13 protein-coding genes are annotated in these 15230 nt (G+C 66.5%); 3 read left to right on the forward strand and 10 right to left on the reverse strand.

What is annotated here, in order from left to right:
• The first annotated feature begins 4 nt into the window (after window positions 1-4).
• Window positions 5-1660: a DNA repair protein RecN gene (gene recN / locus ACFSGJ_RS19100; protein ID WP_390265574.1), complete on the forward strand. Its 1656-nt coding sequence runs from the start codon at window positions 5-7 to the stop codon at window positions 1658-1660.
• 38 nt (window positions 1661-1698) lie between these two features.
• Here the strand turns inward: recN and ACFSGJ_RS19105 are convergent, their stop codons facing one another.
• From ACFSGJ_RS19105 to ACFSGJ_RS19130, 6 genes are all read right to left on the reverse strand, one after another.
• Window positions 1699-2154: a YybH family protein gene (locus ACFSGJ_RS19105; RefSeq protein WP_390265576.1), complete on the reverse strand. Its 456-nt coding sequence runs from the start codon at window positions 2152-2154 to the stop codon at window positions 1699-1701.
• Between the two features lie 100 nt (window positions 2155-2254).
• A complete protein-coding gene (locus ACFSGJ_RS19110) occupies window positions 2255-2596 on the reverse strand; it encodes a DUF427 domain-containing protein (protein WP_390265578.1) in 342 nt (113 codons plus the stop codon).
• Between the two features lie 74 nt (window positions 2597-2670).
• A complete protein-coding gene (locus ACFSGJ_RS19115; protein ID WP_390265580.1) occupies window positions 2671-4470 on the reverse strand; it encodes an aminopeptidase P family protein in 1800 nt (599 codons plus the stop codon).
• Window positions 4467-6332 (reverse strand): cobaltochelatase subunit CobT, encoded by a 1866-nt coding sequence (gene cobT / locus ACFSGJ_RS19120; protein WP_390265582.1) that lies wholly within the window; start codon window positions 6330-6332, stop codon window positions 4467-4469. Before cobT ends, ACFSGJ_RS19115 begins: the two co-directional genes overlap by 4 nt.
• Before the next feature lie 30 nt (window positions 6333-6362).
• Window positions 6363-7349, reverse strand: coding sequence for a cobaltochelatase subunit CobS (cobS, locus tag ACFSGJ_RS19125; RefSeq protein ID WP_390265584.1), 987 nt, complete (start codon window positions 7347-7349; stop codon window positions 6363-6365).
• 77 nt (window positions 7350-7426) lie between these two features.
• Window positions 7427-8050, reverse strand: a complete 624-nt coding sequence (locus ACFSGJ_RS19130; RefSeq protein ID WP_390265586.1) for a DnaJ domain-containing protein — start codon at window positions 8048-8050, stop codon at window positions 7427-7429.
• Window positions 8051-8125: 75 nt separating this feature from the next.
• Between ACFSGJ_RS19130 and ACFSGJ_RS19135 the strand changes: the two genes are divergently transcribed.
• On the forward strand, window positions 8126-8383 hold the full coding sequence (locus tag ACFSGJ_RS19135) for a BolA family protein (RefSeq protein ID WP_390265588.1): 258 nt from the start codon (window positions 8126-8128) through the stop codon (window positions 8381-8383).
• Between the two features lie 16 nt (window positions 8384-8399).
• Here ACFSGJ_RS19135 and ACFSGJ_RS19140 read toward each other — a convergent pair whose 3' ends face one another.
• Entirely contained in the window at window positions 8400-8936 is a 537-nt protein-coding gene (locus ACFSGJ_RS19140; RefSeq protein WP_390265590.1) for a DUF4177 domain-containing protein, read from the reverse strand.
• A 78-nt stretch (window positions 8937-9014) separates the two neighbouring features.
• Window positions 9015-10526: an Asp-tRNA(Asn)/Glu-tRNA(Gln) amidotransferase subunit GatB gene (gene gatB / locus ACFSGJ_RS19145; protein WP_390265592.1), complete on the reverse strand. Its 1512-nt coding sequence runs from the start codon at window positions 10524-10526 to the stop codon at window positions 9015-9017.
• A gap of 226 nt (window positions 10527-10752) precedes the next feature.
• Here gatB and ACFSGJ_RS19150 point away from each other — a divergent pair, with 226 nt between their 5' ends.
• Window positions 10753-11361 carry a transglycosylase SLT domain-containing protein gene (locus ACFSGJ_RS19150; RefSeq protein WP_390265594.1) on the forward strand — a complete coding sequence of 203 codons (609 nt, stop codon included), beginning with the start codon at window positions 10753-10755 and terminating at the stop codon, window positions 11359-11361.
• 182 nt (window positions 11362-11543) lie between these two features.
• Here ACFSGJ_RS19150 and ACFSGJ_RS19155 read toward each other — a convergent pair whose 3' ends face one another.
• Together ACFSGJ_RS19155 and pepN are read right to left on the reverse strand one after the other, a co-directional pair.
• Window positions 11544-12443 (reverse strand): lysophospholipid acyltransferase family protein, encoded by a 900-nt coding sequence (locus tag ACFSGJ_RS19155; RefSeq protein ID WP_390265596.1) that lies wholly within the window; start codon window positions 12441-12443, stop codon window positions 11544-11546.
• Window positions 12444-12554: 111 nt separating this feature from the next.
• Complete coding sequence (gene pepN, locus ACFSGJ_RS19160; protein ID WP_390265771.1) at window positions 12555-15116, reverse strand: aminopeptidase N; 2562 nt, start codon at window positions 15114-15116, stop codon at window positions 12555-12557.
• Between the last annotated feature and the right edge of the window lie 114 nt (window positions 15117-15230).

Consider the following 15230-nt stretch of genomic DNA (forward strand, 5'->3'; position numbering starts at 1 on the left):
GCGTATGCTGCGCGGGCTTGAGATACGGGACATGCTGATCATCGACCGGCTGGAGCTTGCGTTCCAGCCGGGCCTCAACGTGCTGACCGGGGAAACCGGGGCGGGCAAGTCGATCCTTCTCGATGCGCTCGGCTTTGTGCTGGGTTGGCGCGGGCGGGCGGAACTGGTCCGCAGCGGCGCGGCGCAGGGCGAGGTTGTCGCCTGGTTCGATCTGCCCCCCGGTCACGCGGCGCGCGGCGTGCTGCAGGAGGCCGGGCTGCCCGAGGGGGATGAACTGATCCTGCGCCGGGTGAATACTTCCGACGGTCGCAAGACCGCCTGGGTGAACGACCGCCGCGCCAGCGGCGACGTGCTGCGCGCCCTGTCCGAGGTTCTGGTGGAACTGCACGGACAGCATGACGACCGGGGGCTGCTGAACCCACGCGCCCACCGCCAGATGCTAGACCTCTTTGCCGGCGTTGATGCGGCTGCCGTCCGCAGCGCCTGGGGCCGCCTCGGCGCCGCCCGCAAACGGCTGGCAGAGGCCGAGGCGGCGCTTGCCGCCGTGCGCGACGAAGAGGATTTCCTGCGGCACGCGGTTCAGGAACTCGACCGGCTTGATCCGCAGGCGGGCGAAGAGGCGGTGCTCGACAGCCGGCGCCGGTCGATGCAGGCGGCAGAGCGTATCCGCGACGATGTTGCGCGCGCCCATGCCGCCCTTGGCCTTGACGGTGCCGAGGCGCTGATGGGTGACGCCCTGCGCTGGATGGAGGGGGCGGCCGACCGCGCCGAGGGTGCGCTGGAGGGGGCGATCGCCGCGCTCAACCGTGCCTTCATCGAACTGGGCGAGGCGCAGCAGGGCGTCGAAACCTGTCTGGAGGCGCTCGATTTCGACCCGAGAGAGCTGGAAGACCTCGAGGAACGGCTCTTTGCGATCCGGGCGCTGGCGCGGAAACATTCGGTCCTGCCTGACGATCTCGCGGGATTTGCCGCGACCCTGCGGGACCGGCTGGCGGCGCTGGACGGGGGCGAACGACGGATCGGCGAGCTGCGCGCAGAGGTGGGGGCGGCCGAGGCCGCCTATGCCTCCGAGGCTACGGCGCTGTCGCAGCTCCGGCACGCGGCGGCGGCACGGCTCGATGCGGCGATGGCCGCCGAATTGGCACCGCTCAAGATGGAACGCGCGGTTTTCACGACCCAGGTGACCGGGGCCGAGCCTGGTCCGGACGGGCAGGATGCCGTGGCCTTCGTCGTTGCCACCAATCCGGGCGCGCCGGCAGGGCCACTCAACCGCATCGCCTCGGGTGGCGAACTTTCGCGGTTTCTGCTGGCGCTCAAGGTCTCGCTTTCGCGCGAGGGGCAGGGCGTGACCATGATCTTCGACGAGATCGACCGGGGCGTCGGGGGTGCGACCGCGGATGCGGTGGGTCGCCGTCTGCGCGCGCTCGCCCAGGGGGCGCAGGTTCTGGTCGTGACGCATTCGCCGCAGGTGGCCGCGCTGGGGCAGCATCACTGGCGCGTCGAAAAGCGGGTGGAGCAAGGCACGACCTTCTCGACCGTGGTGCCCCTGGGCGTCGAGGAGAGGGTCGATGAAATCGCCCGCATGATCTCGGGCGATGTCATCACCGATGCGGCGCGGGATGCGGCACGGGCGCTGCTCGATACGCCGGCACCTGCATAGGCGCCCGCACGCAGCTCAGGTGCGGGGGTAAGCGCCCCTCAGTCCGCCCCGTGCACGGCCTGCGCCGAAAGCGCCTGCCATCCGCTGCGGGTCTTGCGCAGGACAAAGCCATAGATCACGGCGCGCCGGGGTGCCTCGGTCCCGTCAGCCCGCAAGAGACCCGAGAGGATATAGCGCTGCCAGACCTGCACCAGACCGGGCGCAAGATCGCGCACACGCGCCTTGCCGGTCACCAGCCGCGCCTTGCGCCAGACGGTGGCAAAGCCCTCTTCATGTCCCTCGGCGATGGCCTGCGCGCCTTCCCACCAGCCATGCTCGGGTGTGATGAAATCCGCCTCGGGCACAAAGAGGGCGGCCATCCGGCCGGCATCCCGCGCGGTGAAGGCGTCCGAGAACGCCTTGGCAAAGGCGTCGGGTGTGGCGGGCAGCGCCAGCGTCTGTGATTGCGGCGCGGCTTGCGCCGCACGGTTCGCGGCGCTCTTGATCGTCGTCATGGTGTCTCGGGGGTGCGGGGGTGGCGTAGGGGGTGGTTCGGAATGCCCGCCACCATACGCGAAGCGGCGGCCGTGGGAAAGGCCCGCGCGCCCGCTTTCATCACACCCTTTCGACGGTCACGCGGTCGGGATAGAAGGACAGATAGCCGCCGATCCGCTCGGCACCCGGCAGCGGGTCTTCATAGGACCAGCAGGCATCCGGGATCGTGGCGCTTTTGGCCACGAGGTTGAAATAGCTCGCCTCGCCCTTGCGCGGGCAGCGGGTGCGGCTGTCGGACCGGTCAAGGAACGCCATCGCGACATCTTCGCGCGGGAAGTAGATGACGGGGGCCAGCCCGGCCTCGATCACCTCCAACCCGTTAACGGACTCCGCGATGACGGCGCCGCCCGCCCGGACGACCCATGTCCCCTCGGCCTTCCGGATCACAAGGTCTCTTGTCATGATCTTCCTCCACGCAATCGCGGGTTCAGTAACCATGCACAGGATGACATTAACATGTCACCCGGCGCAGCATGTCAGACCGGCGCGGTCGCGGCGATCAGCCAGTCCGCCGTCTCGCCCCCCATCTCGCCGCTCAAAAGCGGGAGGAGTTCGTCCCGAACCCGCGCGTGATAGGCGTTCAGCCAGTCGCGTTCGTCACCCGAAAGCATCTCGGCCACGATCAGCCGCCGGTCGATCGGGCAGAGCGTCAGCGTCTCGAAGGAGAGCATTGCCCGGTCGTCGGCGCCAGCGAGCGGGGGCGCCTCTTGCACCACGATCAGGTTCTCGATCCGGATGCCGAAGGCGCCGGGGCGGTAATAGCCCGGCTCATTGGACAGGATCATCCCGGGTTCCAGCGGCACCTCACCCGTGCGGGCGATCCGTTGCGGACCTTCATGCACCGAAAGGAACGCGCCCACCCCGTGCCCCGTGCCATGATCGTAATCCTGCCCGGCCAGCCAGAGCGGATAGCGCGCCAGCGCGTCGATATCGCGCCCGGCCCGACCTTTCGGAAAGCGCGCGCGGGAAATCGCGATCATCCCCTGCAGGACGCGGGTGAAGGCGCGGCGTTCGTCCTCGCCCGCCCGACCACGGGCGACCGTCCGGGTGATGTCGGTCGTGCCATCGGCATATTGCCCGCCTGAATCGACCAGCAGGATCTGCCCGTCCGCGACCGGGCGGTTCGTATCCTCGGTCACGCGGTAATGGACGATGGCGCCGTTCGGACCCGCACCGGCGATGGTATCAAAGCTGATGTCGCGCAAGAGGTCGGAGGCCGCGCGAAAGGCTTCCAGCTTGCGCGCCACGTCGATTTCCGTCAGCGCCCCGGTCTCGCCGTCAAGCCAGGCGAGGAATTTGACCATCGCCACCCCGTCGCGCAGATGCGCCGCCCGGGCGCCGGCCAGTTCGGCCGCGTTCTTGCGCGCCTTTGGCAGGATGCAGGGGTCCGCTGCCCAGACCGGTGGCTCTGACAGCCAGTCAGACACGGCAAGGGGGGCGCTTGCCTTGTCCACGCGCACCGGGCCAGAGAGGGCCTGCAGCGCGTGACCAAAGGCGGAAGGCGGATGAATATCGACGCCTTCGGTCACCTCGGGCGGCAGCCCTTCGATCTTGGCCGGGTCGATGAAAAGGGAAAGGCGCGCATCGGCGTGCAGGATTGCAAAAGCATGGACGACCGGGTTGCGGGGGATGTCCGCGCCGCGGATGTTGAGCAGCCAGCAGATGCTGTCGGGCAGGGTGATGACCGCGGCGCGCTGGCCCTGGTCCCTCAGGGTCTGGGCCAGCCGCGCGCGTTTGTCGGCGCTGCTTTCCCCGGCGAGGTCCAGCGGATGCGCTGTCACGGGCGCGGCAGGCGGGGCGGGCTGATCCGGCCACACGCGGTCGATCAGGTTTTCGCAGCGGCGCAGGGCAACGCCCGTCCCGGCCAGCGCGGTTTCCAGTTTCTGGATTTCCTCGGCGCTGTGCAGCCAGGGGTCAAAGCCCACCACACCCTCGCCGAGGTTCCGGGCAAGCCATTCCCCATGCGAGGTTTCCGGCCAGTCGACCGGGCTGAAGGCCGAAAGATCGACCTGCGACCGCACCTGAAGCCGGTAGCGCCCGTCGACGAAGACCGCCGCCCGGTCTTCCAGCGCGATGCAGAACCCCGCCGATCCGGTAAAGCCCGTCAGCCAGGCCAGCCGGTCATCGCGCGGCGCCACATATTCGCCCTGATGTGCATCGCTGCGCGGGATCAGGAAACCGGCAAGCCCCTCATCGCTCATCGCCGCCCGCAGCGCGGCAAGGCGCGGCGGCCCCTGTTCCGGGCGGGTCGTGGCCGTGAAACCCTGAAATGTCACCGTCTGATCCCCATCACCCGGGCCCGCGCGCGCGGGTCCGCATCGAAAAGCGCGGCCAGTTGTTCGGTCATCGCACCGGCCAGTTGTTCCACATCGGTGATCGTGACGGCCCGGTCGTAGTAACGGGTCACATCATGGCCGATCCCGATTGCAAGAAGCTCGACCGCCTTGCGGCGTTCGACCATGCCGATCACGTCGCGCAGGTGCTTTTCCAGATAGCTGGCGGGATTGACCGAGAGGGTGGAATCATCGACAGGCGCACCGTCGGAAATCACCATCAGGATCTTGCGCGCCTCGGGCCGTGTCAGCATCCGGCGATGCGCCCATTCCAGGGCCTCGCCGTCGATGTTTTCCTTGAGCAGCCCCTCTTTCATCATCAGGCCCAGATTGGGCCGGACCCGTCGCCAGGGCGCATCGGCGGATTTGTAGATGATGTGCCGCAGATCGTTGAGCCGCCCGGGCTGCTGGCTCCGCCCCTCGGCCAGCCAGCGTTCGCGGCTCTGGCCGCCCTTCCAGGCGCGGGTTGTAAAGCCCAGGATCTCGACCTTGACCTGACACCGTTCCAGCGTGCGGGCCAGAACATCGGCGCAGATCGCCGCGATCGAGATCGGCCGCCCCCGCATCGAGCCCGAATTGTCGAGGAGCAGCGTGACGACCGTGTCGCGGAACTCGGTATCCTTTTCCACCTTGAAGCTGAGCGGCGTTGTCGGGTTTGCCACCACACGCGCCAGACGTCCGGCATCGAGCACGCCTTCCTCCCGGTCGAATTCCCAGCTCCGGCTCTGTTGCGCCTGAAGCCTGCGTTGCAGCTTGTTCGCAAGCCGGCTGACCGCCCCCTTGAGCGGTTCGAGCTGCTGGTCGAGATAGGCCCGCAGCCGTTCGAGCTCGGCCGGTTCGGCGAGCTCTTCGGCGCGGATCTCCTCATCGAACGCGGTGGTGAAGACCTTGTAGGCCGGGTCCGCGTCGGAATGGGGGGCAGGGGGCGGCGGTTCATGCGGGGCCTCGCCCTCGGGCATGTCCGCGTCTTCCTGCATCTCCAGTTCGGCACTGTCGTCGACCGTGGCCTGCGCCTGGCTCATGTCCTGGTTCTGCTCGGCGGGCTCTTCGTTGCCGCTCTCGGATTCGTCGGTCTTCTCGTCGTCCTGCGACTGCTTGTCCGGGTTTTCCTCTTCTTGCGTCTCGGCCTCGTCGCCCTCATCCTCATCGGGCTGGTCGGGGTCGTCGCCAAGCTGATCGCCATAGCCAAGATCGGTGATGACCTGCCGGGCAAAGCGGGCAAAGGCCTTCTGGTCGCCCAGCACCTCTTCCAGCGCGCCGAGCGTGCCGCCGGCCTGCTGTTCGATGAAGGGGCGCCACAGCTCCATCACGTTGGCCGCGTCGCGGGGCAGCGCCCGCCCGGTTGCCAGATGGCGCAGCAGATAGCCGGCCGCCGTGGCAAGGGGCGCATCGGCGGGCTGGGTGATCTGGCCATAACCCTTGCGCGCGGCATCATGGGCGATGCGCGCGTCGATATTGCCGGCGGTGCCGGGCATGTGCCGGGCGCCCACCGCCTCGCATCGCGCGGTTTCCAGCGCCTCGTAAAGGTCGCGGGCCACGTTCCCTTCGGGGGCATAGCGGCTGTGGGTCGCCGTGTCGTGGAACCGGCGGCGCAGCGCAAAGGCATCCGCCGTGCCGCGCGCCAGCAGGACCTCGTCGCGCGTCATGCGGCGGCTGACCTGCGGCAGGCGCATCGCATCGCCGGTCATGCCCGGCGGGTCGACCGAATAGGTGACGGCCATATCCGGATCATGCGCCATGGTGCGCGTGGCCTCGGCCAGGGCCTTCTTGAACGGTTCGGCGGGGTTGTCGTCGCGCCTTGTCATGGCCTCGGGCCCTGTTCGATGCGGACCGCGTCAGCCAAGGCTGCCGCTCACCGCGCTTTCGGGAAGCTCCTCATCAAAGCAGCGCTGATAGAACTCGGCCACGGTCTGGCGTTCCAACTCGTCGCATTTGTTCATGAAGGTCAGCCGGAACGCATAGCCCACGTCCCGGAAGATGCGTGCATTTTCCGCCCATGCGATCACGGTGCGCGGCGACATCACGGTGGACAGATCGCCGTTCATGAAGGCCGTGCGGGTCAGGTCCGCAACCGTCACCATCTGGCTGATCTGGCGGCGACCCTTTTCGTTGTTGTAATGCGGGTTCTTGGCCAAGACGATCGCGGCCTCGGCGTCATGGCTGAGGTAGTTGAGCGTCGCGACAAGACTCCAGCGGTCCATCTGGCCCTGGTTGATCTGCTGCGTACCGTGGTAAAGGCCGGTCGTGTCGCCCAGGCCGACGGTGTTCGCCGTCGCAAAAAGCCGGAAGCAGGGATGCGGGGTGATGATCTCGTTCTGGTCAAGGAGTGTGAGCTTGCCGTCGGTTTCCAGAACCCGCTGAATCACGAACATCACATCGGCGCGGCCGGCATCGTATTCGTCAAAGACGATGGCACAGGGGTTGCGGAGCGCCCAGGGCAGGATGCCCTCCTGGAACTGGGTCACCTGCTTGCCGTCGACCAGCTTGATCGCGTCCTTGCCGATCAGGTCGATCCGGCTGACATGGCTGTCGAGGTTCACGCGTACGCAGGGCCAGTTGAGCCGTGCCGCAACCTGTTCGATATGGCTCGATTTCCCGGTGCCGTGATAGCCCTGGATCATCACGCGGCGGTTGTACTGGAACCCGGCAAGGATGGCGAGCGTGGTGTCCCGGTCGAACTTGTAGGTGGTGTCGATATCCGGAACGCGGTCGCTGCGTTCGGCAAAGCCCTTGACGACCATGTCGCTTTCGATGCCGAACACATCGCGGACCGAAAGCTCCTCGGTCGGTTTGCCCATCTTCTCCATCGTTCCGTCCGCCATCGTGTCCTCTTTAGCCGCGCGTGCCGTCACCCGCTTTGTGTAAACATATCCGTCGCCCCCGCAAGGGCGGGCTGCGATCAGTCGCGGAAGTTGCGGCTGTCCTTGATCTGGTCCCAGGCCCAGACGACCTCTTGCAGGCGGTCCTCGTCGTCGCGGTTGCCGCCGTTCATGTCCGGGTGCAGGTCCTTCACAAGGCTCTTGTACTGCTTGCGGATCTCGGTGCGGGTCCAGTGATCGCGGGCCTCCAGGATCTCGATCGCGCGGCGTTCCGTGGGCGGCAGGCGCCGGGCCTGCGCGGCGGCCGCAGCCGGGTTCGGGGTGGCCTTCTCGCCCAGAAAGCTGTGCGGGTCCTCGATGCCCAGCCGCGCCCAGGAGCGGCTGTCTTCGCGCATCGGTTTCGTCTCCCGGCCCCAGACGCGGTCGGTGTTCATGAACTTCTGGAATTCCTCTTCGGTCTGGCCGGTGAAGAAGTTCCACTTGGTATTGTATTCGCGCACATGGTCCTTGCAGAACCAGTAATATTCATCCAGCCGCTCGGGCGAGCGCGGCGCGCGATATTGCCCGACCTCGTTGCAGCCGGGGCTTTCGCATTTCCGCGTCGACGTCTCGAACGCGCCGGACATGCCACGCTTTCCCTTGTTGCGCCGCTTTTTGTCGCTGGAAACGCGCATGTCAAAATCAAATGGCGATCGACTTGTCATCGGAGAGGCCCTTTTCGACTCGGACGCAGCAGTCTAAGCCTTTGCGCGGTGTGTTGAAGGGGTTGACAGGAAAAAATGAAACTCAGCGATCAAATTCACGCTGCGCTGCAGGCCGCTTTCTCACCGCGTCAGCTGGAAGTCGTCGACGACAGTGAGTCCCACCGCGGCCATGGCGGCTGGCGCGAGGGTGGCGAGACCCATTTCAATGTGTTGATCCGCGCGGACGTGTTCAAGGGCATGTCCCGGGTCGCGCGCCACCGCGCGGTTCATGCGGCACTGGGACAGCCGGTCATCGACCGGATTCACGCGCTGTCGCTGGATATCGACGCCTGATGGGCGAGCCGCGCGGTCACTCGCCGCGCGGGGTCGGGCCCTCGGGCTGGATGCGCTGGATCGGCGTTATGGTGGCCTGTTTCGCCGCAGGACGCGCCGGGCGGATCGGGCCAAGACGCGGCGCGCGTCCGTCTTCCGCATCCGGGCGGAGCGAGGCTGCAGCCGCCGCCGGAGAAGGCGCGGCGGACCCATGCGCTTGCGGAGGCGGTGCGACGGGCTGAACCTGCGGCTCGCGGAACTCGGCCGCGGGGCTGTGCCGTTCCAGCGCGGGCTCCTTCAGGCGCGGTGTGTCGGACAAGACGGCGTCCTGGGCTTCGTCATGCTGCGCACGGCGAAACACCAGAAGGTTCTGGTAAGAGGTTTCCCGCTTGAACAGGCCCTTGCGTTCCTCGCAGGGGAGCGTCTCGGCACGCTGATATTCCCAGCCCTGCAGCGCCATGTCGTTCATCACCTGGCTGATCGTCTGGGCAAAGCGTTCCCGCTCATCCCGCACGCCGCGCAGCTTGGCCCCCCGGACGGGGGCGGGGATCACCTTGTATTCGTAACGTGCCATGGCCCGACTCCTTGGTTCCGGCAGTGTAACACGGGCCCCGCCGGACGCGCCCGATATCTCAACGCGCAAGGGCCTGCGTCAGTTGCCGAGTTTCTTTGCCACCAGTTCATTCACCAGCGCGGGGTTCGCCTTGCCGCCCGTCGCCTTGAGCACCTGACCCACGAACCAGCCCGCAAGCTTGGGATTGGCCTTGGCCTTTTCGACCTGCGCCGGGTTGGCTGCGATGATCTCATCCACCGCGGCCTCGATGGCGCCGGTATCCGTCACCTGCTTCATCCCGCGCGACTCGACGATTTCTGCCGGGTCGCCGCCTTCGGACCAGAGGATCTCAAAGAGGTCCTTGGCGATCTTGCCCGAGATGTCGCCCTTGGCCATCAGGTCCAGAACCCCGCCAAGCTGCGCCGCCGAAACGGGGCTTTCCGCCACCGTCAGTCCCTGCTTGTTCAGCCGGCCAAAGAGTTCGTTGATGACCCAGTTCGCGGCTTGCTTGCCGTCGCGGCCAGTGGCGACCTCTTCGAAAAAGGCCGCATTCTCGGCCTCGGCGGTCAGGACGCCCGCGTCATATTCCGTCATGCCGTAGTTCAGCACGAACCGCGCCTTCTTTTCATCCGGCAGTTCGGGCAAGGACGCCGCGATGTCGTCGACCCAGGCCTGCTCCAGTTCCAGCGGCAGCAGGTCGGGATCGGGGAAGTAGCGATAGTCATGCGCCTCTTCCTTGGACCGCATCGAGCGGGTTTCGCCCTTGTCCGGGTCATAGAGCCGCGTTTCCTGCACCACCGTGCCCCCATCCTCGATGATGGCGATCTGGCGACGGGCCTCATATTCGATTGCCTGCTGGATGAAGCGCATGGAGTTCATGTTCTTGATCTCGCAGCGCGTGCCCAGATAGCCGAAATCGCCCGTTTCGATGAATTTCTCATAGGCGCCGGGGCGGCAGACGGACACGTTCACGTCGGCGCGCAGGTTGCCGTTCTGCATGTTGCCGTCGCAGGTGCCAAGGTAACGCAGCATCTGGCGCAGCTTGACCACATAGGCCGCGGCCTCTTCGGGGCCGCGAATGTCGGGGCGGCTCACGATTTCCATCAGGGCGACGCCGGTGCGGTTCAGGTCCACGAAGGACATGTTCGGGTCCATGTCGTGGATCGACTTGCCCGCGTCCTGCTCAAGGTGGATGCGCTCGATCCGCACGCGGCGCGCGATGCCGGGCGCCATGTCCACGAGGATCTCACCCTCACCCACGATGGGGTGGTAAAGCTGGCTGATCTGGTAGCCCTGCGGCAGATCGGGGTAAAAGTAGTTCTTGCGGTCGAAGGCCGAAAAGAGGTTGATCTGCGCCTTCAGCCCCAAGCCCGTCCGCACCGCCTGTTCGACGCAGAACTCGTTGATGACCGGCAGCATCCCCGGCATCGCCGCGTCGACAAAGGAGACGTTGGAATTCGGCTCGGCCCCAAAAGCGGTCGAGGCCCCCGAGAAGAGCTTGGCATTCGACGCGACCTGGGCATGCACCTCCATCCCGATCACGAGTTCCCAATCGTCCTTGGCGCCGGCGATCACTTTGGGTTCGGGGGATTTATAGGCAAGGTCAAGCATCGGTCATCCTTTCGGGCTTGCGCTGTTCTAGGGCAGGCGCCCGAACGGGGCAAGAGCCGCCGCACCGGCGCCCGCACCGGCGCCCCATGTGCAGGATTCCGCCGACGCTCTCGCGGCTTTCCGCCAATGGCGCGCCGTGCCTGAAACTGGGTTGTTGATGTAGGGCGGGGTTCTCTGCATCGTCCGCAAGCCGCGCAACGGGCTGCGGTGCTGACACGGGTTACCGATGTTTCCTGCCAAGATCCTCCGCCGCGCCATTCTGGCCATGGTCATCGCTCTGCCGGCCGCCTGTGGCGCGACCGTCGAGCAAAGCGAAAGCACCGCCCTTCCCGTGACGCGCTGGGATCACCGCCCCGAGGCCGAGCTCTGGACCCGGGCCGCGCTTGACGCAGTCGAAAGCCACGGCGCGGCGCTGCCTGCCACCCTGCCTGCGGATATCGAGACTTTCTGCCCCGGCTATGCGAGCGCCTCGGAAGAGGATCGCGCGGCGTTCTGGGTGGGCCTCATGTCGGCGTTGGCCCGGTATGAAAGCACCTGGCGCCCCGAGGCTGCGGGTGCTGGTGGACGCTACCGTGGCCTGCTGCAGATCTCGCCCGATACCGCGCGGAACTATGGCTGTGCCGCGACAGGCAGCGGCCTTTACGACGGGGCCGCCAACCTGTCCTGCGCGATCCGCATCGCGTCGCGTCAGGTCTCGCGCACGGGCGTCGTCGCAGGCCGCCCCGGCGCATGGGGCGGTGTCGCCGCCGACTGGATGCCGATGCGGGATGCCAGCAAGCGCGCCGAGATCGCGCGCTGGACGTCCAGCCAGAATTACTGCCAGCGCCGCGCCTGACCTTCAGGGCAGGGGACGCAGCCTTTCAGACCGGGCCACAGCTTCACGGCGGTCCGGCTGCAGCCAGTTGCGGATCGTGACATAGGCGAAACCGAGGATCAGCAGACGTATCAGCATGGGAGTGCTCCGCTTGGGGTTTGGGGATCATTCCCTCAACACTGGGGCGCGCCCCCGGTTCCCCCTCAGGCTGTTCCGCTGGTCTGGACCGGACGGCGCAGCCATTGCGGCAGGCCCGTCATCTGCACGATGGACACCGCCGGCGCATGGCTTCCGCCCAGCCGCAGCGTCTCATGCCGCAAGAGGTCGATGCCGTCCTGCGCGTTTTCCGGCAAGCGGTCCGGCGCCACCGGGACACCCACGGTCACCGCAAAGGGCTGACGATGCTTGTTCAGCGTCTCATGGAACAGCGTGATGTCGCGCAGCGTCGGGTGGATGAGGTCAAAGAGGTAGAACAGCGAGGAATTCCGCGCCCGGATATTGATCGGCACGACCGGCAGATCGAACTTGCGCGCGATCATCGCCGCCGAGGTCATCCAGGGACGTTCGTGCAGCCGAAGCCCGCGCCGTTGCGCCAGCCGCCCCGACGGAAAGATCACGCCAAGCCGCCCGGCCTCGATCGCGCGGCGGGTATATTCCATCGTTTCACGGGTCTTGGCGCGGCTGCGCTTTTCCGCGCGCCATTCCACCGGGGCTATCAGATCTTCCATCTGCGGCAGGACGCGCAGGATGTCGCGGTTGGCGTAAAAGAACAGGTCCGGACGCAGCGGCGCGAGCAGCGAATGCAGGATTATCCCGTCCGCAATCCCGGTCGGATGGTTCGCCACGACCAGCGCAGGGCCCTGACGGGGCAGGTTTTCAAGCCCGCTCACCGTCACCTGGCGGGCGATCATGCGCGCCATCTGCGCCATGATATAGGGCGTGGGCAGGTCGCGGATTTCGTCCGCGATCCGGATGGTGCGGCCATATCCCAACATCGAGGACAACAGCCGCAGGGCCATCGCGTGATGGGGGCGCCCGCTGAAAAGCCAGGGCGCGCGTTCCGCGATCAGGGGGTCGATTCGATCTTTCATCATCACTGGCATCTTTGCAGGGCGCCAAACTGTCGCAGCTTCCTCACAAAGCTATGACATCGTCGAACTTTGTCGAGGGGGCGGGGAAATTTCCTTGTCCCCGGCCCCCCGCGCCGGCGGGATTCAGCCAAGCATCCGCATCACCATCTCGCGCAGGTCGCGGCTCAGCCCTTCGGTCGCCTCGATCCGCGAAAGCTCTTGCCGGATCAGGGTCTGGCGCCCGCCGTCATAGCGTCCCCAGGTCTCGAACGCGGTGGACATGCGCGCGGCCATCTGCGGGTTGAGCGGGTCGAGCCGCAGAAGCCAGTCGGCGACAAAGCGATAGCAGTCGCCCGAGGGGTCGTGAAAGCCCGCCGCATTCGCCGCAAGGCCGCCGATCAGCGCCCGGAACCGGTTCGGGTTCTTCCAGTCGAAGGCGGGATGACCGGCAAGGGTGCGGGCGACGCTGGCCGCACGGTCGGGCGGGGCAAGCATGGCCTGAAGGCTGAACCACTTGTCCATGACCAGCCGGTCGCCCTTCCAGCGGTCGTGGAAGGCCGCCAGTTCGGTTTCGCCCGCCCCGATTTCAAGCAGCGCCGAAAGCGCCGCAAGCTGTTCGGTCATGTTGTCGGCGCCGTAAAACTGCTCGGCCGCCCGCGCCCCACCGTCCAGTTGGGACAGCGCGGCCAGCGCTGCGTTGCGCAGGGCGCGGCGTCCGGCGGGGCCTGCATCGGGGGAATAGGGGCCGGGCACCATCATTTCATGATACCGGCACCCCAGATCGGCGGCCAGATCCTGCGCCCGCAGCAGCGACAGCCGCCGCCGTGCGGTGTGGATCGCGGCCGGGTCGGGCGTATGCCCCTGCCCATGCAGATGCTCCGCAATCGCCTCTTCCGACGGGAGCCGAAGCGCCAGCGCCACGAAGGCCGGGTCGAGCGTCCGGTCGCCCAGCAGCGACCGCAGCCCGTCAAAGAAAAGCTGCGGCGGCTCGGAGCCATTCGTCGCCATATCTGCCAGAACGTCGCGCGCCAGGCTGCGCCCGGCTTCCCACCGGTTGAAGGGGTCGGTGTCATGCGCCAGAAGAAAGGCACGTTCCTCGACCGACTGGTCGCGTTCCAGAATGACCGGCGCGGAAAAGCCGCGCAGGATCGACGGGACCGGCCGTTCTGCCAGCCCCTCGAACCGGAAGCTCTGTTCCGGGTCGGTCAGTTCCAGCACGACGGTCGGCTGCACCTCGGTTCCGTCCGGCGCCAGAAGGCCAAGCGCGACCGGAATGGGCATCGCCTCTTTCAGCGGTTGGCCGGGGGTGGGCGGGACCCACTGACGGAAGGTAAGCGTCAGCGTGCCATCGTCCCAATCCTCGGACACGCGCAGGCGCGGCGTGCCGGCCTGCGTATACCAGCGCTTGAACTGCGACAGGTCGCGATGGGTCGCATCCTCGAACACCGCGATCCAGTCCTCTATCGTGCAGGCCTGCCCGTCATGGCGCTCGAAATAAAGCCGCAGCGCCGCATCATAGGCATCGGCACCGACCAGCCTGCGCAGCATTCCGATGACCTCTGCCCCTTTTTCATAGACCGTGGCGGTGTAGAAATTGTTGATCTCCACATAGCTTTCGGGTCGCACGTTATGGGCCAGCGGGCCGCCATCCTCGCGGAACTGGCGGGTGCGCAGGGTCAGCACATCCTCGATCCGCTTGACTGCATGGCTGCGCATGTCGCCGCTGAACTGCTGGTCGCGATAAACCGTCAGCCCTTCCTTGAGGCATAGCTGGAACCAGTCGCGGCAGGTGATGCGGTTGCCGGTCCAGTTGTGGAAATATTCATGGGCGATGATGCGCTCGATATTCTCGTAATCCTGATCGGTCGCGGTTTCCGGGCTGGCCAGAACATAGCGGGAGTTGAAGATGTTCAGCCCCTTGTTCTCCATCGCGCCCATGTTGAAATCGTCCACGGCGACGATGTTGAAGACGTCGAGGTCGTATTCGCGGCCATAGACCTCTTCGTCCCAGCGCATCGACCGGATCAGGGAGTCGAGCGCATAGGCGCATTTCGTCTCATCCCCCGGGCGCACCCAGATATTGAGCGCGACATCCCGCCCCGACGCGGTGGTGAAGCTGCCAGAATGGGCCACCAGATCGCCTGCGACCAGCGCGAACAGATAGGACGGCTTGGGCCAGGGGTCTTCCCATTCCGCCCAGCCATCGCCCGACCCGGCGGGGTTTCCGTTCGACAACAGGACGGGCAGGTCGCCCTCGATCCGGACATGGAACCGTGCCATGACATCGGGCCGGTCGGGGTAATAGGTGATCTTGCGAAAGCCCTCGGCCTCGCATTGGGTGCAATACATGCCCTTGGACATGTAAAGCCCCATGAGCGTGGTATTCTCGGCGGGCGCGATGCTGACCTCGGCGGTCCATTCGAACCCGTCGGCCGGAAGCAAGGCTGCCGGGACGCGCAGGCCGGTGCTCTCGGGCACAAGGTCCAGCGGCTGGCCGTCAATGGCCGCACGCGTCAGCGTCAGCTTTTCGCCGTCGAGCCAGAGGTCGTGGTCGCCCGGAACCGCCGGATTGCGGCGGAACCGGATGCGTGACAGCACGCGCGTCGACTGCGGGTCGAGCCGGAAGGTCAGATGGACCGTCTCGACCAGCCATGGCGGCGGCGCATAGTCAGAGAGATGGATTGCCTGCGGGCCTGCGTCCTTCATCATCTTCCTCCTGCGGGTTCACCGGAACCCGGCGCGCGCCCTGACGTTATGCCTGTAGGATTTGCTTCGCAACCCGGGCGACCCGTCGTCCGTGAACGAATTTGCACCACATAT

Source organism: Halodurantibacterium flavum, from assembly GCF_042681825.1.
Taxonomy (GTDB): domain Bacteria; phylum Pseudomonadota; class Alphaproteobacteria; order Rhodobacterales; family Rhodobacteraceae; genus Halodurantibacterium; species Halodurantibacterium flavum.

Bases quoted from the DNA above. Each gene is read 5' to 3' on its own strand.
- recN (WP_390265574.1), top strand. From the start codon at position 5: ATGCTGCGCGGGCTTGAGATACGGGACATGCTGATCATCGACCGGCTG.
- ACFSGJ_RS19105 (WP_390265576.1), bottom strand. From the start codon at position 2,154: ATGACGACGATCAAGAGCGCCGCGAACCGTGCGGCGCAAGCCGCGCCG.
- ACFSGJ_RS19110 (WP_390265578.1), bottom strand. From the start codon at position 2,596: ATGACAAGAGACCTTGTGATCCGGAAGGCCGAGGGGACATGGGTCGTC.
- cobT (WP_390265582.1), bottom strand. From the start codon at position 6,332: ATGACAAGGCGCGACGACAACCCCGCCGAACCGTTCAAGAAGGCCCTG.
- cobS (WP_390265584.1), bottom strand. From the start codon at position 7,349: ATGGCGGACGGAACGATGGAGAAGATGGGCAAACCGACCGAGGAGCTT.
- ACFSGJ_RS19130 (WP_390265586.1), bottom strand. From the start codon at position 8,050: ATGACAAGTCGATCGCCATTTGATTTTGACATGCGCGTTTCCAGCGAC.
- ACFSGJ_RS19135 (WP_390265588.1), top strand. From the start codon at position 8,126: ATGAAACTCAGCGATCAAATTCACGCTGCGCTGCAGGCCGCTTTCTCA.
- ACFSGJ_RS19140 (WP_390265590.1), bottom strand. From the start codon at position 8,936: ATGGCACGTTACGAATACAAGGTGATCCCCGCCCCCGTCCGGGGGGCC.
- gatB (WP_390265592.1), bottom strand. From the start codon at position 10,526: ATGCTTGACCTTGCCTATAAATCCCCCGAACCCAAAGTGATCGCCGGC.
- ACFSGJ_RS19150 (WP_390265594.1), top strand. From the start codon at position 10,753: ATGTTTCCTGCCAAGATCCTCCGCCGCGCCATTCTGGCCATGGTCATC.
- ACFSGJ_RS19155 (WP_390265596.1), bottom strand. From the start codon at position 12,443: ATGCCAGTGATGATGAAAGATCGAATCGACCCCCTGATCGCGGAACGC.
- pepN (WP_390265771.1), bottom strand. From the start codon at position 15,116: ATGAAGGACGCAGGCCCGCAGGCAATCCATCTCTCTGACTATGCGCCG.